Here is a 21,025-nt window from a genome sequence, read left to right on the forward strand (position 1 = left end):
GAGGAACAGAACATGCTCGTCCGCATCACTATCGCCGCGGCACTGCTCGGCGCCTCTCCCGCTCTCGCCGCAGCACCGACGGATCGCTCGAGCGATTCCGCACGCTGCATCCTGACGCATCAGCAGATGCCGCACGGCAAGGGCGTGACCACCCCGATCGTGAAATGCGATGCACGCTCGGCCGATCTGGCCCGCACCGAAGCGGTTCGGTCAACGCCCGTCGAGAAGGCGACGATCGAGCGCAATTGATTCGCTCGGCCTCATGAAGATTGGTTCCCGGCGGGCGTAGCCCCCCACGTTCCGCCGTGAAACCCATCGACATTTGTAGGCCGAACGCATCAAAAGGCCCCGCCGGAAACTCCGGCGGGGCCTTCTTTTATCGGCGTATCAGACGCGCGACGCCAATCAGCGGCAGCGAACGTCGCTGTTGTTCTGATCGATCGACTTGCCAGCGAGCGCGCCGAGCGCGCCGCCCAGCAGCGTGCCGGCTGCCCGGTTACGGCCGCCGTCGATGACGTTGCCGAGAATGCCGCCGCCGATGGCGCCGACGATCAGGCCGGTCGTGCCGTCATTGCGCTTGCAATAATAGCGTCCGTCAGAACCGCGATAGACCTCGTCCTGCGATGACAGGCGGCGTTCGGTGTAGCGCGGATCCTCCCGATAATAACGCGAGGCGTCGTAATCGGTGGCGAAGCGGCGATCGTCGTCGCGCCCGGCAACCGCGCCACGATCCCAGTCGTTCTGCCGTGCCCAGCGCAGCGAGCGGCTAAGGTCGTCCAGGCGGCGCAGGACGTCGTCGCGGCGCTGCTGGCTCATCCGGCCGCGCGAGCGATTGACGGTGGTGCGGATGTTGTTGAGCTCGGCCTGAGCGCGGCGCGCTTCGCGCCGGTCGAGACTGCGATCGGCAACACCGCGGTCGATCCGCTGCTGCAGGAACGAAATACGCTGCCGTGGATCTTCCGATGCGCCGCGCCAGAATGCGTCGCGGTCCCAACTCGAGCTGCTGTTGTTGCTGCGCCAATCGCGATTCTGCTGCGCAGCCAAGGGCGCGCTGCCGATCGCGGCAAGCGCGATCGCGCTGCACAAGGTGATGATCTTCATGATATGCTCCTGAGGCTCTTGAGGCTCTAATCGTTTGTTACGATTGAGGAGTGAAACCCCCCAGTCGTCGATAAGTGCCATTTCGGCCGCACTATTTGCGGTCGGCCCATCCGGTGCGCGCGCGGGCATACCCCCCGCAGGCGGCCGCCCGCCGAAAGCGCGATTGACTTCCACCTTGCCGGCCGCAGAGATGCACCGCATCCAGCCAGGGAGTTGCCCGTGCGATATCTGAAATCTGCCGGCGCACTCGCCGCTCTGCTCATCGGCGCAGCCGCCGTCGCAAACGCACCCCAGGCTGCGCCAGCCGTCAACCCCGCCGTGCAGTCACCCTATATCCTCGAAGAGGTAATGGTGCCGATGCGCGACGGCGCGAAGCTTCAGACCGTCATCCTGCGCCCCCGCAACCAGACCGGGCCGTTGCCGATCCTCTTCTCGCGCACGCCCTATGGCATCAGCACCACAGCACCGGCGTCGGTACCGCGGAGCTGGGCGGCGCTGGATGAGGACGGCTATATCTACGTGTCGCAATCGATGCGCGGGCGCTTCAAGTCCGACGGCGTCTTCACCCTCTCCACCGCGGTGCATCCAGGCGACCCGAAGTCAGTCGATGAGGCGACCGACGCCTATGATTCGATCGACTGGCTGGTGAAGAACGTTCCGAACAACAGTGGCAAGGTCGGCATGAAGGGCATCTCCTACCCCGGCTTCGCTGCCGCGATCGCGCTGATCAATCCGCACCCGGCGCTGAAGGCGGTCAGCCCACAGGCAGCATGGATCGATTACTGGATGAGCGACGATCTCCACCGCAACGGTGCGCTCAGGCTGAGCTATGCCACCGACTGGGTTTACGGGCTGCAGATCGACAAGAACGACAACAAGGCGTTCGACTATGACAGCTACGACACCTACGACTGGTTCCTGAAGACCGGGCCAGTCGAGAATATCGACAAGCTGCACTTCAAGGGTGGGGTGCCGATGTTCACGGCGTTGCTCGACCACCCCAATCACGACAGTTTCTACACCAGCCAACGCTGGAGCGATTCACTCGGCAAGACGGTGGTGCCGACGCTCAACGTCGCCGGTTACTGGGATCAGGAAGACCCATGGGGTTCCTGGCAGATCTATTTCAAACAGGCGCAGAACGACCCAGACCATCTGGCGATCATGGTCGCCGGGCCTTGGAGCCATGGCTATTGGAGCCGCGGCACGGCCAACAATCTCGGCCCGATCCCATACGGCGTGCCGAGTGGCGAGCAGTTCCTCGAGAATGTCGAGGCACCGTTTTTCGCCTATTGGCTCCACGGCAAGGGCCAACGTCCCGAAGCGGGGGTGAAGAGCTTCCAGAGCGGCAGCTGGACCTGGCACGACTATAAGGGCTGGCCGGTCGCCGGCGCGAAGGCGACCGACCTGTTCCTGCGCGCTGACGGATCGCTGTCCTTTACCGCGCCCGTCGCTGGCGAAGCCTGCCGCGATTATGTATCGGATCCGGCCAATCCCGTGCCGTTCCGGCAACGCCCGATGTCGGGCACCTATCTTAGCGCAGACTGGCAATGGTGGGAGGCGGCCGATCAGCGCTTTCTCGGCGGGAGACCCGATGTGCTCAGCTATATGAGCGCACCCCTGACCGAGAATCTCACCGTCACCGGCACCGTCGCGGCGAAACTCATGGCATCGACCAGCGGCACCGACAGTGATTTCGTGGTCAAGCTGATCGACGTGTTCCCCGACGATTACGTCAAACCGCCAGAACAGCCGCAGCCCGGCGATTACGCCAGGTCGCTCAACGGCTATCAGCTGCCGATCGCGATGGATGTTCGCCGCGGGCGGTTCCTGGCCAGCGACACCGCCCCTCAGGCGCTCGTCCCGAACAAGGTCGTTGCCTGGGACGTGCCGCTGCGCGAGCACGACCATGTCTTCCTCAAGGGCCACCGTCTGATGGTGCAGGTCCAGTCGAGCTGGTTCCCCATGATCGACCGCAACCCGCAGAAATTCGTGCCCAATATCGCGCGCGCAAAGGCTGGCGACTTCGTGAAGGCGACGCAGAAGGTGTGTGCCGGCTCGAAGGTGACGTTGCCCGTGATGTGATCAAATCCTCCCCGGCACGGGGAGGAATAGTTCAGTTCTTGAGCCGCCAACCGGTCTTGAAGATCCAGGCCACCAGCCCGAGGCACGCCACCAGGAACAAGGCCGTCACGCCCAGGCTCGCCACGATGCTGACATCGCCCTTGTCGAAGAAGCTCCAGCGGAACCCGCTGACGAGATACACGACCGGGTTGAACAGGCTTACCGTCCGCCACGGCTCGGGGAGCATGTCGATCGAATAAAAGGCACCGCCAAGAAAGGTCAGCGGGGTAATCAGCAAGGCTGGCACGAAGGAGATTTGCTCGAACCCCTTGGCCCAGATGCCGATGATGAAGCCGAACAGGCTGAACGCAACGCTGGTCAGAACCAGAAAGGCGAGCATCGCGAAGGGGTGGGCAATGTGCAGCGGGACGAACAACGCGGCCGTGGCGAGGATGATCAGTCCCAGCACGATCGATTTGGTTGCCGCCGCGCCAACAAAACCGACCACCATTTCCATCGCCGAGACCGGTGCCGAGAGCAGTTCGAACATCGTGCCGGTGAATTTCGGGAAGTAGATCCCGATCGAGGCGTTGGCGATGCTCTGCGTCAGCAGTGACAGCATGATGAGGCCGGGAACGATGAAGCTGCCATAGCCTACCCCGCCGACCTCCTGCATGCGCGATCCGATCGCACCGCCGAACACCACGAAATAGAGCGAGGTGGTGATCACCGGCGTGACCAGGCTCTGCCAGAACGTGCGGAGCGCGCGGGCCATCTCGAAACGGTAGATCGCCCAGATGCCGTGCGTGTTGATGCCGGGGGTCGTCACGCGACAATCTCCGTTGGCTGGTGTTCGACAAGGTCGACGAAGATGTCCTCGAGCGAACTCTTGTGCGTCTCCAGGTCCTTGTACCCGATCCCCAGTTCGCCGAGCTTGCCCAGCAGCGCCGGGATATGCTCGTCCTCCGCGTTGAAGCTGTAGCTGAGCGTGTTGCCCTCGTCCGCCAGTTCGACCTGCCACTCACCGAGCGCCGCCGGCACAGCGGCCATCGGCTCCTGCAGCGAGATGAGCATCTGGCGCTTGCCGAGCCGCTTCATCAGTTCGGCCTTGCGCTCGACCAGGATGATCCTGCCCTTGTCGATCACGCCGACGCGATCGGCCATTTCCTCGGCTTCGTCGATATAATGGGTGGTCAGGATGATCGTCGTCCCCTTCTCGCGCAGCCGGTGAATCAGCTTCCACATGTCGCGCCGGAGCGACACGTCGACGCCGGCGGTAGGCTCGTCGAGGAACAGGATGTCGGGCTCATGGCTCAGCGCCTTGGCAATGAGGACCCGGCGTTTCATGCCGCCCGACAATTCCCGGATCTTCGCGTCACGCTTGTCCCACAGCGACAGGTCGCGCAGCACCTGCTCGATATAGGCGTCATGGCCCGGCTTGCCGAACAGCCGGCGGCTGAACCGCACGGTCGCCAGCACTGTCTCGAACATGTCGACCGACAATTCCTGCGGCACCAGGCCGATCAGGCGCCGGGCCGCGCGAAAATCCGTCAGCGCGTCATGACCCATCACCGTGACGGTACCCGAGCTGGGCGTCACGATGCCGCAGATGATGCTGATCAGCGTGGTTTTGCCGGCCCCGTTCGGCCCGAGCAGGGCGAAGATCTCGCCCTTGCGGATGTCCAGATCGACGGGTTCGAGCGCACGCTGGCCGGAGGCGTAGATCTTGGAGACGCCCGCGACCGAAAGAATGGTTTCCATGAAGCCCCTTTTCGTTGGGGCGCAGATAGGGTCGCCGGATCGCCGCAACAACCAGCAGCGACGATCAGTTCTTCACGCGCGCCGCCGCCACGGCCTTTTGCAGCTCTTCCAGCGACAGGACCGAGGAAACGACATGGTTGCCGATGACGAAGCTTGGCGTACCCGTCATGCCGAGCTGGCGCATGATCGCGAGGTTGCTGGCGATCTCCGCATCTGCGCGTGGCGTAAAGGCGGCGGCGCGGCGCAGATCGACACCCGCCGTCCGGGCGGCGGCGGCGATCGTCGCGTCCGTCACCTGGCCGGCGGCGTAGAGCGCATCGTGAAAAGCGGTGAACTTGCCCTGTTCTGCCGCCGCGAGGCTCAGCCTGGCCGCCGTCGCGCTGCTTTCGGCCAGGATCGGCAGCTCGCGATAGACGATCTTCACCTTGGGGTCGGACGCGATCAGCTGCGCGACATTGGGCAGGCTCGCCCGGCAATAACCGCAATTATAGTCGAAATATTCGACGACCGTGACGTCGCCGTCCGGATTGCCCGCCCAGGCCGCATGGAACGGCTTCAGGATCGCATCGGCGTTCGCATCGATAACCTTGCCCGTCTCGCGCGCGCGCAACAGGTCCATCGCCTCCGGGATGATCTCGGGATGGGCGAGTACGTAATCGCGCACCACCCGCTCGACGCGAGCCCGATCGGCGGTGCCGAGCGAGGACGGCGCCGCGCGCTGGACCAGCCAGAATGCCCCCGCTCCAATCAGCGCCGCCACCAGCGCCAGCGCCGCGAGCGCCAGCGGGTGTTTCGAAATGCGATCGGTCATCGGCGCTTATACTTCTTCGGGTTGTCGTCCATCTCGTTCTGCGCAGTCATCGCAATGTCCTGCGCACGGATCCAGTCGCTGGTATTGGACGGAATGCCCTGCATCGCGCCGCGCGCGGCATAGGCCGCGGTGCGGACGTCGCCGGTCAGGCTCGCCTGCTCGGCCGTCGCGAGCATCGCGCGCGGCTCGTCGCCCGACCGCGAATAGGCGGTGCCGAGCTGGTACCAGGCAAAGGGATTGTCGTCGTCGCGCGCCACCGCCTGGCGCAGCACCCGGATCGCCTCGGGCAGGTTCGCCTTGTCGTCGGTCGCGATCAGCGCGTGGCCGAACGTTGTCGCGATCAGCGGCGCATTGTTCGATCGCTCGGTCGCTTCGCGCAGCGGGCCGAGCGCCGCGGCAGGCTTGCCCGCCTCGAGCAGGATCTGGCCCTTGATCTCCAGGAAATAGGGATCGTGCGGCAGCGCCTTCACCAGCGCTTCTGCCTCGGCATCGGCTTTGTCGGGATAGCCGGCCTTATGCCAGGCATAGGCGCGGGCATAATGCGCATAAATCGATTGGTCGCTTTCCGGATAATCGTTCAGCGTCTGCTGATAGGTTGCAACATAGCCTCCGAGTTTTGCCTTCACTCGTTTGAACCGGTCCTCCAGCACTGGATCGTTCGGCTTGTTCCAGGCGGGCGACGCCATGACGTCGGCGGTGAGATTGGCGATGCGTGCCCCGCTCAGCGGATGGCTCTGCGCAAAGGGATCGATATTGGCGAGGCCATAGGAATATTCCTGGCTCTGCAGCTTCTTGAAGAAGCTCAACATGCCGCGCCCGCTCACCCCGCCTTCGCGCAGGAACTTGGCGCCGGTGGCGTCCGCCGTCGCTTCCTGCACGCGGGTAAAGGCGAGGAACTTGCCCATCGCCGCCGCCTGCCCAGCGGCCATGATGCCCGCACCGGCATCGCCGGCACCGGCCGCCATCGCGGCGATGCCCAGCACCATGCTCAACAGCGTTATGCCGATGGCGGGCCTGGTTCCGGCGCTTTGCAGGATGACATGGCCATCGGCGATGTGACCGAGCTCATGCGCGATCACGCCCTGCACCTCATTGGCATTGTCCGCCGCCTTGAGCAGGCCCGAATGGACATAGACGTTCTGGCCGCCGACGACGAAGGCGTTGATCGAATCGTCGTTGATCAGGATGACCCGGACGGTGTTGGGCGACAGGCCGGCCGCGAGGATCATCGGCCGGGACATGTCGGCGAACAGCGCCTCAGTCTCCGCGTCGCGCAGAATCGATTGCGCGGCGACGGGCTGGACCCAGAGGAGGATGGAAACCGCGAACGCCGCGATGAGCCGCTTCATGGCCAACATATCGCCGAGAAATCCCTCACAGGCAATTGGAGTGGGGCGATCCCTGCCGGGCAAGCGCTGAATGGCGGGTGAAGCAGAAGGGGCGGAGGAATCGTCCCTCCGCCCCCCCCGTACTTACTGCCCGAAGGTACGCTGCCACCAGCCGCGGCGCGCGGAACCCGCTTCGCCGGGATCCGGATCGACCCCACCGCTCGCCATCGCGTCGGCCGGAGCCGCGCCATCGGCGTCGGGAGAAGCGCCCGGTTCGGCATCCGCCGTCACTGCTGCAGGAGCCGTGATTTCGGCCTCGGGCGCTGACTTCGCCACGCGTGCCTTGCCCTCCGGAGCCGCCTTCTTGCGCGACCGCTTGGGCTTGGCCGGAGCTTCCTCCGCCACTGCCCCGGCCACGACTGGCTCCGGCTGGGGCTCGGGTTCGGGCGTTGCGACCACGGCCTCAGCTTCGGCCGCAGCCGACGCCTTGGTGCGACGAGCGCGCTTCGGCTTGGCGGCGGGCGCATCGGGCTCGACCGGCGCAGCCTCGACGACCGGCTCGGGTGCCGGCGCTGCTACCTCGGCATCGCGTGCCTTTGGCCGGCGACGGCCCTTCTTGGGCGCCTCGACCTCGGCGACCGGTGCCTCAACCACGGGCGCCTCGGCAACAGCTTCCGCCTCGCCGGCTTCAGCGCCTGCCTCGACAGCGTTATCGCCACCCTCGGCGCGATCGCCCTCGTTGCGACGACCGCCGCGACGCCCCCGCCGACCACGACGACGACGGGCTTCGCCGCCTTCGCCCGACACTGGCTGCTCGCCGGCGAACTCTGCATCGACCTCGGTGGCTTCAGCCTCCGTCTCGGTCTCGGTCTCGGCTTCGCCCTCATCGCCCTCGGCACGCTCGACCGGGTTCTCCTCGCCCTCGGGACGATTGCGGCCGCGGCGGCCGCGACGACGGCGACGACGGCGCGAACCGGCCTCATCCTCACCCGCCCGCTCGGGGCGTTCCGGCCGCTCGCCGCGCTCGCGCGGTTCGCGGGCTGCACGAGGCTCCTCGACTTCGTCCTCTTCTTCTTCCTCGATCTCGTCGACCTCGTCCTCGATATCCTCGGGCAGATCCTCGTCGAACTCTTCGATCGGCGCATCGAAGCGCGGCGCGTGGGCGGGCGGCGGTCCGGAGACCTCGACCGACATGCGCGCGCCTTCCTGCTCGCCATCCGGTGCGACTTCGATCGTCACGCCGTAGCGATCCTCGATCTCGGCCAGCTCGGCGCGTTTGCGATTGAGCAGGTAGAAAGCGGCCTCCTGGCTGGCGCGCAGCAGCAGCTGCGAGCCGCGCCCCTGGGCGGCCTCATCCTCGATCAGGCGCAGCGCCGACAGGCCTGCCGACGAAGCGGTGCGGACCAGGCCGGTGCCCTCGCAATGCGGGCATTGGCGGGTCGATGCCTCGAGCACGCCGGTGCGCAGGCGCTGGCGGCTCATCTCCATCAGGCCGAAACTCGAGATACGGCCGACCTGGATGCGGGCGCGATCGTTCTTCAGCGCTTCCTTCATCGCCTTCTCGACCTTCCGGACGTTGGACCCATTGTCCATGTCGATGAAGTCGATGACGACGAGGCCGGCCATGTCACGCAGGCGCAGCTGGCGGGCGATCTCGGCGGCAGCCTCGAGGTTGGTCGCCGTCGCGGTCTGCTCGATGCTGTGCTCACGGGTCGAACGGCCCGAGTTGATGTCGATCGAGACGAGCGCCTCGGTCGGGTTTATCACCAGGTAACCGCCAGACTTCAGCTGGACGACCGGATGATACATCGCGGCGAGCTGTTCCTCGACATGGCTGCGCTGGAACAGCGGTACCGGATCGGAATAATGCTTCACCTTGCGGGCATGGCTCGGCATCAGGAGCTTCATGAACTCCTTGGCCTGGCGATAGCCCTGCTCGCCCTCGACGATCACCTCGTCGATGTCGCGGTTATAGATGTCGCGGATCGCACGCTTGAGCAGGTCGCTGTCGCCATAGACCAGGGCCGGCGCTGAAGAGGAGAGCGTGGTCTCGCGGATGCCGTCCCACAGACGTGCGAGATAATCGAAGTCGCGCTTGATCTCGACCTTGGTGCGCTGCAGCCCGGCGGTGCGCACGATGCAGCCCATCGACGGGGGCAGCTTCATGTCGGCCATGATCGACTTCAGGCGCTTGCGATCGCCCGCGTTCGAGATCTTCCGGCTGATACCGCCGCCATGCGACGTGTTGGGCATCAGCACGCAATAGCGGCCCGCGAGCGACAGATAGGTGGTCAGCGCAGCGCCCTTGTTGCCGCGCTCCTCCTTCACGACCTGGACCAGCAGCACCTGGCGGCGCCGGATCACGTCCTGGATCTTGTAGCGATGGCGCAGGCTCGTCCGGCGCTCGCGCAGATCGTCGACGGCGTCGTCCGATGCGCTGCGCTTGCGGCGGCCGCGGCCTCCGTTTTGTTGGCCCCGCTCCTGCTCGGCGGCTACCTCGGGATCGTTCCCGCCATCATCCTCGAACCGCTCGACCGATTCGGCGTCCGGCTCGAATCCGTCCTCATGATCGTCGCCATGTTCATCGTCGTGGAGATCGTCCTCGGCGTCCATCTGCGCGCGGAGCGCAGCTTCCTCGGCGGCGTGCTCGGCCTCTTCGCGCAGCAGAGCGTCGCGATCCTCCTTGGGAATCTGATAATAATCGGGGTGGATTTCCGAAAAGGCGAGGAAGCCATGCCGGTTGCCGCCGTAATCGATGAACGCCGCCTGCAGCGACGGCTCGACCCGGGTAACCTTGGCTAGATAGATATTGCCCTTGAGCTGCTTGCGCTCAGCGGACTCGAAATCAAACTCCTCGATCCGGTTCCCTTTGACGACGGCAACCCGGGTCTCTTCCCGGTGCCGCGCGTCGATCAGCATACGCATGGTCATGTATTATTCTCCGGGCGCGCGGTCCGGGGCCTGGCGGCAACCGCCGCGCGCAATTGTGATACGGCGACGTGGTGGCGGAATTGCCGCCCTTGTCCGTGCCGCTTGTGGTTTCGAAAAATGCCTCTGCTCGCGATCCACGCCCCGGCATCTGGCCCTGGGCACCCTGCGCGCTCGCGATCCCGCCGGCGTTAACCGGGCGGTGCGAAGGGCAGGGAAAATGCATCATGCGAACGTCAACCTGAAGAGCCGCGCCCGGCGAATACCGGTGGGGCCGTTGGACCGGGCAGGCGCCAAGGGAGGCGCTTTCCGGTGCAGTATCGTGCCTAGCACCGGACCGGGCGCGCAGCAACTGGCACGTTCCGGCCGCCCGGACAGCAATTTTATATTTAATGGGCCCTTGATGGTGACAGTTTACCCTGTTGCCCGGCGGAGCGGTGCTTGAGCCGCGCCTTTTCACTGGACCGTTGCCGCACCGGCACGGCATTACTTCGCGGTGTCCTTCCTTCTCGCTTTCCTGGCCTGCTGGTTCGGCGGTGCGCCCGCCTGGACGGCGAAGGTCGAGCGCGTCGATCTCCGGCACGATCGCGTCGTCATCCGCTTCAGCCGGGATGTGGCCGACGCCTCCCGCTTCCTGCTCGCAGAGCCCCAAACCAGCGCCGACGATAGTGTCGACGGGGCCGCCGATGCGGGTTCACGAATCACGTTCGATCTGACCAGGCCGGCGATCGTCGCGGCAAGATCGCTCGGCCCGGACGGCCGCGACCTGACGCTCGAGCTGCGGACCGTCGACGAGCCGGGCTTCGTCCGCGCGGCGGCCGAGCGGCAGCTGCGCTTGCTGCCTCCGTTCAACATGGGCGCGCTGATCCCGGTCGACACCTATGCGGTGACGATCCCGATCCCCGGATCGGCCGGCAGCCAGCCGTTGCCGCGCGTCCATGGCGATGCCGACCGGCCGCTGGTGGTGATCGATCCGGGGCATGGCGGCCTCGATCCCGGCGCCGTCTCCCCTATGGACGGTCGCCGCGAAAAGGATGTGACGTTGCGGGTCGCGCGGGCGATCCGGGATGAGCTGCTGCGCTCCGGCCGGGTCCGTGTCGCGCTCACCCGCGAGGATGACAGCTTCCTGGTCCTGCAGGAACGCTACAGTATCGCGCGCAAGCTCAAGGCGGCTCTGTTCATCTCGGTGCATTGCGACAGCGCCGGCAGCGGTGATGCCGCGGGCGCGACGGTCTACACCTTGTCGGAAGTCGCCTCGGACAAGGAATCGGCCCGGCTCGCCGCCCGCGAGAACCGGGCCGACATCATTTCCGGCGTGAACCTCGCTTCGACCGCGACGGACATCTCGCCGATCCTGATCGATCTGACTCAGCGCGAGACGATGAACAGCTCGGCGGGTTTCGCGCGGCTGCTCGGCCGCGAGGCGCAGCCGCTGATGCCGATGAAGGCCAATTTCCACCGCATGGCCTCGCTGGTGGTACTCAAGGCGCCCGATCTGCCCTCGATCCTGTTCGAGACCGGTTATCTCTCCAACCGGACGGATGCCGCCTTCATCGATTCGGACGAAGGTCGTCGGCGCATCGCGGAGAGCGTGCGCCGCGCCGTCGAGATTTATTTCGCCCGCACGCTGGCATCTGGCCAGGCCAGCGCGCCGGCACAACGAAAGGACTGAGGCTGGCAAGCCCCGAGAAACTTGCTAGAGCCTGCCCCCTGTATGACCAGTACCGAATCCAGCGTGACTTTCCGCCTGCGCCGCGAAGTCGAGGGCATTGGCGGCTTCGGCCGACGCGCCTGGGGTCGCTGGTGGGTGAAGGGGCTCGCCATTCTCGCGGTGCTGGCCGGCATCGCCTATTTCCTGATGTGGCTGATCTTCGCCCGCGATCTGCCCTCGGTCGATGCGCTGCGCGTGTACGAGCCGCCGCTGCCGACCAATGTGCGCGGTATCGATGGCGTGCCGATCCACAGCTATGCACGCGAGCGCCGCGTGGAGCTGAGCTACCAGGAATATCCGCCGCTGCTCGTCCGCGCCTTCCTGGCGGCTGAGGACAAGACCTTTTTCGAGCATCACGGTGTGGATTATCCCGGCCTGGCCGGCGCGGTGATCGATTACGCGTCCAAGATCGGCAGCGGTCGGCGCGCCAAGGGCGGCTCGACCATCACGCAGCAGGTCGCCAAGAACCTGCTGATCGGCAACGTCTATTCGCCGACGCGCAAGATCAAGGAAGCGATCCTCGCCTATCGGATCGAGGACACGCTCACCAAGGAGCAGATTCTCGAACTCTACCTCAACCAGATCGCGCTGGGCCGGAACGCATTCGGCGTGGAGGCGGCCAGCTATGCCTATTTCAACAAGGATCTGAGCCAGCTCGATCTGGCGCAGATGGCCTATCTCGCCATCCTGCCCAAGGGTCCGTCCAACTATGATCCCTTCCGCAGCACGCAGCGCGCGCTGGACCGGCGCAACTACGTGCTCGGCGAGATGCTCCGGAACGAGTTCATCGACCAGGCCCAGCATGACCAGGCAGTCGCCGAGCCGATCGGCGCCGTGCCGCGCCAGACGCCCAAGACCGAGGTGGCCGGGGCAGGCTATTTCGTCGAGGAAGTACGCCGCCAGCTGATCGACAAGTTCGGCGAGGACAATAAGAGCGGGCCGCACAGCGTCTATTCGGGCGGCCTGTGGGTGCGCACCTCGCTCAATACGAAGATCCAGCTCGATGCGCAGACCGCGCTACGCAATGGCCTGCTCCGCTTCGACCGCGGACGGGGCTGGAGCGGCCCGTTGCGGCATGTGGAGATCTCCGGCAGCAACTGGCAATCGGCGCTGCTGAACACCAATGTCCGGCTCGATTATACCGACTGGCGCGCCGCGATCGTGACGGCGATCGGCGCCGATAGCGCGACGATCGGCTTCGGCAACGGCCAGACAGGCACCCTGCCGCGCTCGGCCGCGCAGATGCCGGTGCGTGGCCAGGGCGGCACTGCCTTCGCTGCCTTCAAGGTCGGCGATATTCTGGCGGTCGCGCCTGAGGGCGGTGTGTTCGCGCTCCGCTCGGTTCCCAAGATATCGGGCGGCTTCGTCGTCGAGGAACCCGCCACCGGCCGGGTGCTCGCGATGCAGGGCGGCTTCGATTCAAGCCTGCAATCCTTCAACCGCGCCACTCAGGCGATGCGTCAGCCCGGGTCGACGATCAAGCCGATCGTCTATGCCGCCGCGCTGGCGGGGGGCATGACGCCGGCCTCGATCATCGTGGACGGTCCGTTCTGCGTCTATCAGGGCGCCAGGCTCGGCCAGAAATGCTTCCGCAATTTCGGCGGCGGCGGATCGGGTCCGCACACCATGCGCTGGGGTGTCGAGCAGTCGCGCAACCTGATGACGGTGCGCGCCGCTTCCCAGACCGGCATGGATAATGTCGTCGGGCTGATCGACCGGATGGGCGTCGGCAAATACCCGCCTTATCTGTCCTTTGCGCTCGGCGCGGGCGAGACGACGGTAATGCGCATGGTCAATGCCTATTCGATCCTCGCCAATCAGGGCCGGGGGCATCCGGCGACGCTGATCGATTTCGTCCAGGATCGTCACGGCAAGATCGTCTGGCCGGAAAACTGGCGTGCATGCGATCGCTGCAACGCGCCCGACTGGAACGGCAAGCCGATGCCGCGCCCGGTTGCCCGTGGCCGCCAGGTGATCGATGCGATGAGCGCCTATCAGATGGTGCATATCGCCGAGGGCGTGATCCAGCGCGGCACCGCGACGGTGCTGCGCGATCTCGATCGGCCGATGTTCGGCAAGACCGGCACCAATTCCGGCCCGACCGACGTGTGGTTCATCGGCGGCACGCCCCAGATGATCGGCGGCGTCTATATCGGCTATGATACGCCGACCAGTCTTGGCGGCTATGCCCAGGGCGGCACCGTCGCCGCGCCGATCTTCAAGGAATTTGCGGTCAAGGCTTATGAAGGGCTGGAGAAGATCCCGTTCCGCGCGCCTTCCGGCATGCGCATGGTGCGGATCGATCGCGCCTCGGGCAAGCCGGTGTTCGGTGCGTGGCCGACGACCGATCCCAAGGCATCGGTGATCTGGGAAGCGTTCAAGCCGGAGAGCGAACCGCGCCGCGCCGCCCGCCGCGGCGAGGAGGACGAAGCCGCCGACAAGCCGAAGGAAGCCAGGCCGGTCGAGCGTCGCGAAGCCCCCAAGGATAGCGATTTCTTGCAAAGAGAGGGCGGAATCTACTAGCCCGCCCTATATCTGCGAGCCGGCCCGCCGGCGTGACACGAATTATTTCCGGAGTTTCCACCATGCGCGCCGAAGCGCAGGCCTATGCCGACACCATCAACGCCGCGCTTGCGCTGCTTCGTCGCTTCCTCGATTGGGACCGCGCCCTGCGCCGGCTCGACGAGCTTAACGCGCGCGTCGAAGACCAGGCCCTGTGGAACGATCCCAAGCTGGCGCAGGAGGTGATGCGTGAGCGTCGCCGCCTCGACGAGGCGATCACGGCGACGCGCGCGATCCAGAGCGAGCTGTCCGACACCGCCGAGCTGATCGAAATGGCCGAGGCGGAGGGCGACGAGGAAATGGCGGTCGAAGGCACCAAGAGCCTCGCCGAACTCGCCGCCCGGGCCGACCGCGACAAGATCCAGGCGCTGCTGGCCGGCGAGGCCGATGGCAACGACACTTATGTCGAGGTCAATGCCGGTGCCGGCGGTACCGAAAGCCAGGATTGGGCCGGCATGCTCCAGCGCATGTACACGCGCTGGGCCGAACGGCACGGCATGAAGGTCGAACTGGTCGACCAGCATTCGGGCGAGCAGGCCGGGATCAAGTCGGCGACGTTGCTGATCAAGGGCGAGAACGCCTATGGCTATGCCAAGACCGAAAGCGGCGTCCATCGCCTGGTCCGCATAAGCCCGTACGACAGCGCCGCGCGCCGCCACACCAGCTTTGCCAGCGTCTGGGTCTATCCGCTGATCGACGAGAATATCGATATCGAGATCAACGAGAGCGAACTGCGCATCGATACCTATCGGGCGTCCGGCGCGGGCGGGCAGCACATCAACACGACCGATTCCGCTGTACGCATCACGCACATCCCGACCGGCATCGTCGTGCAGTGCCAGAACCAGCGCAGCCAGCACAAGAACAAGGCGGAGGCCTATAACCAGCTTCGCGCCAAGCTGTACGAGCGCGAGTTGCAGATCCGCGAAGCCGCGGCCAATGCGGAAAACGCCAGCAAGACCGATATCGGCTGGGGTCACCAGATCCGGTCCTATGTGCTCCAGCCCTATCAGCTGGTGAAGGACCTGCGCACCGGGGTCACGTCGACCAGCCCGTCCGACGTGCTCGATGGCGATCTCGATCCGTTCATGGCGGCCGCCCTGTCGCAGCGCGTGACCGGCGAGACGGTCGAGGTGGAGGACGTGGACTGATGATCGCTGCGCTCCGTTCGGTTCGCGCGACGTCGAGGAACATGGCCGTGGCATTCGCCGCGGTTTCCCGACTGCGCTCGAAGCGGACGGCGTTGCTGGTTTGCCTTGCCCTGGCGGCCTGCGAGCCCGGCCAACCCAGGGTCGATGACGAGCAGGAGAAGGCCGGCCCCTTCCCTGCCGCCGACCGTCCCGTCGCGCACATCATCTCGTCGCGCTGGTCGACCGAGGAAGCGCGCGATCGGCTGAACGAAGCGTCCGAGGTGATGGACAAGGCCGGCATCAAGGCCGGCATGACCGTCGCCGACATTGGCGCGGGCGAGGGATATTATACGATCCGCGCCGCCGCCCGTGTGGGCAAGGACGGGCGGGTGCTGGCCGAGGACATCGTCGCCGGCGTGCGCGATGCGCTGGCCGAACGCGTCGCGCGCGAGCGGCTCGACAATGTCAGCGTGCGGCTCGGACTGCCGGCCAATCCGCGCCTTCCCGACGCCAGCTTCGATCGGGTGCTGATGGTGCATATGTACCATGAGATCGAGCAGCCCTATGAATTCCTGTGGCGGATGCGGCCATCGCTGAAGCCGGACGGGCTGGTCGTGGTCGTCGACGCCAATCGCGCGACTCAGAATCACGGCACGCCGCCCGGGCTGCTGCGCTGCGAACTGGCCGCGGTCGGTTATACCCAGGTCGAGATGCACGACATGCCGTCGGCCGGCGGTTATCTCGCGACGTTCCGCGCGGTCGGACCCCGACCGGAGCCCCGCGCGATCAAGCCCTGCAAGCTCTCCGGCTGAATCGCGCCCGCGCTGTCGGCTGGGCGATCGGCACTGTAAGGATATGGCAATCCAATATCCGCCGAGGATGGAAAACAAGATGCGACTTCTGATCGTCGAAGACGATGAGCGCGCGGCAAAGCAGCTTGTCGCCGATCTTGCCGAACTGGGTCATGAATCGCTGGTGGCGCTGGATGGCCGGTCAGCGCTGTCGATGGCTACCGACGGCAAGTTCGATGCTGTCCTGCTCGATATCATGCTGCCCTATGTCGACGGCGTCGGCGTCGCCAGGATCCTGCGCGACCGCAATCTCGAAATGCCGATCATCATGCTCACGGCGCTCGGCGACCTGGAACAGCGGCTGACCGGGCTGGAGGCGGGCGCGGACGATTATCTGGTCAAGCCCGCGGCACCGGCCGAGATCGATGCCCGGCTGAAGGCGATCCTGCGCCGGGCAGCGCGATCGAACGAAACCGGCGTGCTTCGCGCCGGCGATATCGAGGTGAACGAAATCAAATACCGTGCGATGCGCGGGGGCCGGCTGCTCAAACTGCGGACCATGGACTTCCGCCTGTTGTGCGAGCTCGTCCGGAACATGAACAGCGTGGTCACGCGCAAGATGCTGTACCAGAGCATCTGGAATTACGATTTCGAGCCGACCACCAATATCCTCGAATCCTCGATCCGCCATTTGCGCGCCCAGTTGAGCCAGCCCGGCGAGCGCGATCCGATCAGCACGGTCCGCGGGGTGGGCTATATGCTCACCGATCAGGACTGACATGCGGCCCAGATCGCTACGCGCCATCCTGGCGATCTATGTCGCGATCTTCCTCGTCGCCCTGCTCGCCGTCCGGGCGGCCAATTACAGCGTGACGCACCACGCCCTGGGGCAGGAGGTCGACCGACGCCTGGCCAGCGAGGCAGCCGCGATCATCGGCCCGCGCGACCGGATCGACGAACCGGCGATGATCGGGCGCATCGCCGCGGCCCAGGCCGACCACGACACTGCCGATCTGTTCTATCTATTGGTGGACTCGGCCGGGCGCCGCCGCGCCGGGAGCCTCCATTTGGCGAGCCTGCCGCCGCTCGGCTATTCCGACTTTGGCGAAGAGGCGAATGTTGACGGCGTCGCGCATGGCCGCGCTTTCGCCCGCAAGCTGCCCAGCCGCGCGGTGCTGGTGGTGGTTTCGGACAATGACGTCGTGGACAGTTTCGATGCCTTGCTGTTCCGCGTGCAGGCGATCGGCCTCGGCACCACCGCGCTGATCGTGATCGGGGGCGCCCTGGGCATCGCCATCGCGATCGGCGGACGGATGCGGGCCATGCAGCGTACGGTCGATGCTGTGATCGAGGGGGATCTGCGCAGCCGCATCCCGCTCGACGGATCCCGTAGTGAGTTCGATCGCCAGGCGGCCGCCTTCAACCGCATGCTCGACCGGATCGACGAGCTGATGATGAGCGTCAAGCACGCCGCCAAGGACGTCACGCACGAACTGAAAAGCCCCCTGGCCCGGCTGCGCGCGAGGACGGCGGCGCTCGCCCGGCATTCGGCGGACGATCCGATCGGCCCGGACATAGAGGGATTGCTCGAGCAGACCGACCAGATCCTCGACCTTTTCTCGAGCCTGTTACGGCTATGGGAGATCGAGGGCGGCCACCGGCGCGAACGTTTTGTCGATATCGATCTCACTGCCCTCGCGGCCGAGGTCGCGGAAGGATTGCTGGCACTGGCCGAGGACAGTGGCGACATGCTGGAGATCGACGCCGCCGGGCCGGTGCCGGTCCGCGGCGATCTCAACCTGTTGCGCCAGATGCTGGTCAATCTCATCGAGAACGCGGTTCGACATACGCCGCCGGGCACACGGATCATGGTGGGTACCCAGATACGCGATGGCCAGGCGATGATGACCGTCAGCGATGACGGTCCCGGCATTCCGGCCGAGCATCACGCCACGGTCATCCGGCGGTTCGGACGCATGGATGCTGACAACCAACCGCCGGGCCAGGGCCTGGGCCTGACGCTGGTGGACGCGATCGCGCGGCTGCATCACGGCCTGTTCCGGCTGGAGGACGCCGGGCCCGGCCTGCGTGCGGTGGTCGAGCTGCCACTGCGAGCTTAAAAAAGCCGACCCGGACGGAAAAGGATTCCGCCCGGGCCAGCCGTGATCGTCATCGAGTGTCAGCAGGCTTTCAGAGCTTGATGCTGCCCTCGAGGCCGAAAGTGCGCGGCGCGTTGAAGTTGCCGTAATCGCCAAGCACGTTGGCGACGCTCCCGGTCAGGCCGGGCAGGCTGTTCGACGGATCGCGGCGATAGACATGGGCTTCGTTGAACAGGTTGCGCGACCAGATTGAGACGGTCAGCTTGCTGCTCTGCCGGCCGAGATCGATATCCGCGATCGAGAGCCGCCCATTCACCAGGAATGAAGAATCGTTCTTGGTGGCAAATTGGTCGAAGGTCTGGGTCGCCTGTGCATAATTGGCATCGAGATGAGCCCTGATCTGGGCGTCGCCCAGGCCGAGCGGGATCGCGTAATCGATTGCCCCACTTGCCGCATTGCGCGGCGTGAACACGATATAGACGTTCTGTGTGACGTTGGTGAACGGGTTCAGCACCGGCGGGATCTTGGTGTAGGTATAGGCATAGGAGCCGGTCAGCGTCAGGCCCTCGATCGGATTCACCGTGAGGTCGGCCTCGATGCCTCTGATCTTGGTTGTGCCGGGCGCGTTGATCGTCTCGATCGTGTTGCGGCTCGTCTTGGTGACATCGTCGAATGACACCGAGCTGAAATCGATCTGGCTGTCCTTGCGGTCCATGACATAGGCGGCGAGGTTCAGCCGGACATGGTGGTCGAGGAACTCGGTCTTGGCGCCGATCTCATACGCCTTGACGTCCTCCGGGCCGAACTGGCGATAATTCACCGAGCGCGAACTGGCGCCGCCGGAGCGATAGCCGGTGGAATATTTCGCATAGAGATTGACCCCGGGCGCAGCGTCGAACGCCAGGATCACCAGCGGATTGAACCGGCTGGTCGACTGTTCATAGGTGTAATTCCGCGCGATGTTGTTCACCATGTAGAGCGCGCCATGCTTGTCGTCATGCGTGTAGCGGCCGCCCACCGTCACATGCAGGGCCTCGTCCAGCACGTTCGGCGTATAGGTTGCCTGGCCGAACGCGGCATAGCTGTGGGCATAGGCGATGCTTGCCCGGTCGATCGAGCGATGGCCCGGCTGCTGCGGGGTCGGATCGAGAATCGTGTAGCCCGTCCCGTCCGCATTCCACTGGTTCGAGCTCGGCGTCGCGGCATCGTCGTTCGCCGTCTCGGTGAAATAATAGAGGCCGACCGCGTAATCGACGTGCGGCAGGCTGCCGACTGCCTGGAGTTCCTGGCTGAACTGGTGCTGATGGAGATCGGCCAGGCTGTAGCGGCTGAAAGCGCCGTTCGGCACATAGACCGGCGGACGGTGCGCACCGCCGCTATTGTCCCACTGTTCCGAACTGACGTCGCGCCATGCCGTGATCGAGCGGAGTTCCAGGTCGGGCGCGACTTTCCATTTCAGATTGGCGGTATAGCCATGCGTCTTGTCGATGCTCGGCTGCTGCGGCACGCCGATATCGGCTGTTTTCATCCGCGACGTGCCATTGATCTGCACGATCGACGGCAGCGGCTTGACCGGCCCGCCGCTCAGCGTCGTGAAGTTGGTGCCCGGCAGGACGCAGGTCGACCCGGCAGGAACCACGCCGGCGGCGCATTTGTTCGGGTTGTAGTTGAGTAGCTGGCTGTAAAAGGCCGAATTGGCATCATAGCCGACATCGTAAGCGAGATCGGCGGTGAAGCTGTCGGAGGGCTTCCACCGTGCCGCCGCATGCCCGCCGCGACGGTCGAAATAATTCCACCCCTTCTGCCCGGCGAGCGGGTTCTTGGTAGTCGCGCCCTGATATTGCACGACGCCGTCGAACTTCAGGCTGATATTCGCGAATTCCGGCAGATCGACATGCACATCCGCATTGTAACCGCCATAATTGCTGACCCCGGCGGTGGCACGCAGATCGAAGATGCCGGACGGCGCCTTGGTGACGATGCTGAGCGCACCGCCCTCCGTGTTGCGGCCGAACAACGTGCCCTGCGGGCCCTTGAGGACTTCGATCCGATCGACGTCGAACAAGGCGGCGTTGAGCCCGTGCTGGCGGCCGAGATAGACGCCGTCGATATAGATGCCGACACCCTGTTCGCGGGCGGGCTGGTTGGCGTCGAGCGGAACGATGCCACGGATGCCCACGGTGAGCGCGGTCTGGCGCGCCTCGAAGGTCGCGACGCGCAGGCTCGGAATCGCACCGTCGGCGAGATCGTAGAGGCTCTGCACATGGCGATCGGCGAGCGTGGCGCTGCTGAGCACCGAGATCGCGATCGGCGTCTTCTGGAGATTGGTTTCGCGCTTGGTCGCGGTCACGACGATATCGGCCAACTGGCCGCCTTCGGCCGTCGGCGCGTCGGCCGGGTCATCGCTGGCGACGCTCGCCTCGATGGGCCTGGCGGAATCGCCGGCCGGCTTTTCGGCGGCAAGCGCCGGCGTAGCCGACGCAGCGAGCAGCGCGCTGCCCAGCAGCAGCTGCCGGCGGAAGCCTGATATAGTACGCATTCAATGTCCCCTTCATTCGGACGTCTGACCCTGATGAAGGCGGCGCTACAGAGAAATTAGGTCAATAATGTTACGTGAAATGTAACGATAATAGTATCGTCAGATCATTTTCGGATCATATTTCAGTAATTTTGATTGCTGTTAGTGTGGTACATGCGATTATATTGATGTTGTCGCCGAATAAAATCAGAAAGTTTCGG

General features: G+C 65.1%; 15 protein-coding genes. 8 read left to right on the plus strand and 7 right to left on the minus strand.

Going from position 1 to position 21,025, the window contains the following annotated elements:
• Positions 1-12: 12 nt before the first annotated feature.
• Positions 13-249, plus strand: coding sequence for a hypothetical protein (locus U1769_RS23270; RefSeq protein ID WP_332720500.1), 237 nt, complete (start codon positions 13-15; stop codon positions 247-249).
• 156 nt (positions 250-405) lie between these two features.
• On the opposite strand, the gene U1769_RS25665 is transcribed toward U1769_RS23270, so the two are convergent.
• Positions 406-816, minus strand: coding sequence for a glycine zipper 2TM domain-containing protein (locus U1769_RS25665; protein WP_443030449.1), 411 nt, complete (start codon positions 814-816; stop codon positions 406-408).
• A gap of 504 nt (positions 817-1,320) precedes the next feature.
• Here U1769_RS25665 and U1769_RS23280 point away from each other — a divergent pair.
• Positions 1,321-3,186 carry a CocE/NonD family hydrolase gene (locus U1769_RS23280; protein WP_332720504.1) on the plus strand — a complete coding sequence of 622 codons (1,866 nt, stop codon included), beginning with the start codon at positions 1,321-1,323 and terminating at the stop codon, positions 3,184-3,186.
• A 31-nt stretch (positions 3,187-3,217) separates the two neighbouring features.
• On the opposite strand, the gene U1769_RS23285 is transcribed toward U1769_RS23280, so the two are convergent.
• From U1769_RS23285 to U1769_RS23305, 5 genes are all read right to left on the minus strand, one after another.
• Positions 3,218-3,994 (minus strand): ABC transporter permease, encoded by a 777-nt coding sequence (locus U1769_RS23285; protein WP_443030447.1) that lies wholly within the window; start codon positions 3,992-3,994, stop codon positions 3,218-3,220.
• Positions 3,991-4,926, minus strand: coding sequence for an ABC transporter ATP-binding protein (locus U1769_RS23290; RefSeq protein ID WP_332720506.1), 936 nt, complete (start codon positions 4,924-4,926; stop codon positions 3,991-3,993). Before U1769_RS23290 ends, U1769_RS23285 begins: the two co-directional genes overlap by 4 nt.
• A 64-nt stretch (positions 4,927-4,990) precedes the next feature.
• Complete coding sequence (locus U1769_RS23295; RefSeq protein WP_332720507.1) at positions 4,991-5,737, minus strand: DsbA family protein; 747 nt, start codon at positions 5,735-5,737, stop codon at positions 4,991-4,993.
• Positions 5,734-7,086, minus strand: a complete 1,353-nt coding sequence (locus tag U1769_RS23300) for a M48 family metalloprotease (RefSeq protein ID WP_332720508.1) — start codon at positions 7,084-7,086, stop codon at positions 5,734-5,736. The genes U1769_RS23295 and U1769_RS23300 overlap by 4 nt, the downstream gene beginning before the upstream one ends.
• A gap of 123 nt (positions 7,087-7,209) precedes the next feature.
• Positions 7,210-9,984 carry an Rne/Rng family ribonuclease gene (locus U1769_RS23305; protein WP_332720551.1) on the minus strand — a complete coding sequence of 925 codons (2,775 nt, stop codon included), beginning with the start codon at positions 9,982-9,984 and terminating at the stop codon, positions 7,210-7,212.
• A gap of 505 nt (positions 9,985-10,489) precedes the next feature.
• On the opposite strand from U1769_RS23305, the gene U1769_RS23310 reads away from it, so the two are divergent.
• The 6 genes from U1769_RS23310 to U1769_RS23335 all read left to right on the plus strand — a co-directional run bounded on the left by U1769_RS23310 (position 10,490) and on the right by U1769_RS23335 (position 18,307).
• A complete protein-coding gene (locus U1769_RS23310) occupies positions 10,490-11,665 on the plus strand; it encodes an N-acetylmuramoyl-L-alanine amidase family protein (RefSeq protein WP_332720510.1) in 1,176 nt (391 codons plus the stop codon).
• A gap of 42 nt (positions 11,666-11,707) precedes the next feature.
• On the plus strand, positions 11,708-14,227 hold the full coding sequence (locus U1769_RS23315; RefSeq protein WP_332720512.1) for a penicillin-binding protein 1A: 2,520 nt from the start codon (positions 11,708-11,710) through the stop codon (positions 14,225-14,227).
• A gap of 62 nt (positions 14,228-14,289) precedes the next feature.
• Positions 14,290-15,417, plus strand: coding sequence for a peptide chain release factor 2 (gene prfB, locus U1769_RS23320; protein WP_332720513.1), 1,128 nt, complete (start codon positions 14,290-14,292; stop codon positions 15,415-15,417).
• 41 nt (positions 15,418-15,458) lie between these two features.
• The gene (locus U1769_RS23325; RefSeq protein WP_332720552.1) at positions 15,459-16,208 is read left to right on the plus strand and encodes a class I SAM-dependent methyltransferase; all 750 of its coding nucleotides are present in this window, start codon (positions 15,459-15,461) and stop codon (positions 16,206-16,208) included.
• 79 nt (positions 16,209-16,287) lie between these two features.
• Entirely contained in the window at positions 16,288-16,965 is a 678-nt protein-coding gene (locus tag U1769_RS23330) for a response regulator transcription factor (protein ID WP_332720515.1), read from the plus strand.
• A gap of 1 nt (position 16,966) precedes the next feature.
• A complete protein-coding gene (locus U1769_RS23335) occupies positions 16,967-18,307 on the plus strand; it encodes a sensor histidine kinase (protein WP_332720516.1) in 1,341 nt (446 codons plus the stop codon).
• A gap of 70 nt (positions 18,308-18,377) precedes the next feature.
• On the opposite strand, the gene U1769_RS23340 is transcribed toward U1769_RS23335, so the two are convergent.
• Positions 18,378-20,825, minus strand: a complete 2,448-nt coding sequence (locus tag U1769_RS23340) for a TonB-dependent receptor (RefSeq protein ID WP_332720517.1) — start codon at positions 20,823-20,825, stop codon at positions 18,378-18,380.
• Between the last annotated feature and the right edge of the window lie 200 nt (positions 20,826-21,025).

Source organism: Parasphingomonas zepuensis (assembly GCF_036663735.1).
GTDB lineage: Bacteria > Pseudomonadota > Alphaproteobacteria > Sphingomonadales > Sphingomonadaceae > Sphingomonas.

What these genes read in the sequence shown, in the direction of transcription:
- U1769_RS23270 (WP_332720500.1), top strand. Translation starts at nt 13, where the DNA reads ATGCTCGTCCGCATCACTATCGCCGCGGCACTGCTCGGCGCCTCTCCC.
- U1769_RS25665 (WP_443030449.1), bottom strand. Translation starts at nt 816, where the DNA reads ATGAGCCAGCAGCGCCGCGACGACGTCCTGCGCCGCCTGGACGACCTT.
- U1769_RS23290 (WP_332720506.1), bottom strand. Translation starts at nt 4,926, where the DNA reads ATGGAAACCATTCTTTCGGTCGCGGGCGTCTCCAAGATCTACGCCTCC.
- U1769_RS23295 (WP_332720507.1), bottom strand. Translation starts at nt 5,737, where the DNA reads ATGACCGATCGCATTTCGAAACACCCGCTGGCGCTCGCGGCGCTGGCG.
- U1769_RS23300 (WP_332720508.1), bottom strand. Translation starts at nt 7,086, where the DNA reads ATGAAGCGGCTCATCGCGGCGTTCGCGGTTTCCATCCTCCTCTGGGTC.
- U1769_RS23305 (WP_332720551.1), bottom strand. Translation starts at nt 9,984, where the DNA reads ATGCTGATCGACGCGCGGCACCGGGAAGAGACCCGGGTTGCCGTCGTC.
- U1769_RS23315 (WP_332720512.1), top strand. Translation starts at nt 11,708, where the DNA reads ATGACCAGTACCGAATCCAGCGTGACTTTCCGCCTGCGCCGCGAAGTC.
- prfB (WP_332720513.1), top strand. Translation starts at nt 14,290, where the DNA reads ATGCGCGCCGAAGCGCAGGCCTATGCCGACACCATCAACGCCGCGCTT.
- U1769_RS23325 (WP_332720552.1), top strand. Translation starts at nt 15,459, where the DNA reads ATGGCCGTGGCATTCGCCGCGGTTTCCCGACTGCGCTCGAAGCGGACG.
- U1769_RS23330 (WP_332720515.1), top strand. Translation starts at nt 16,288, where the DNA reads ATGCGACTTCTGATCGTCGAAGACGATGAGCGCGCGGCAAAGCAGCTT.
- U1769_RS23335 (WP_332720516.1), top strand. Translation starts at nt 16,967, where the DNA reads ATGCGGCCCAGATCGCTACGCGCCATCCTGGCGATCTATGTCGCGATC.
- U1769_RS23340 (WP_332720517.1), bottom strand. Translation starts at nt 20,825, where the DNA reads ATGCGTACTATATCAGGCTTCCGCCGGCAGCTGCTGCTGGGCAGCGCG.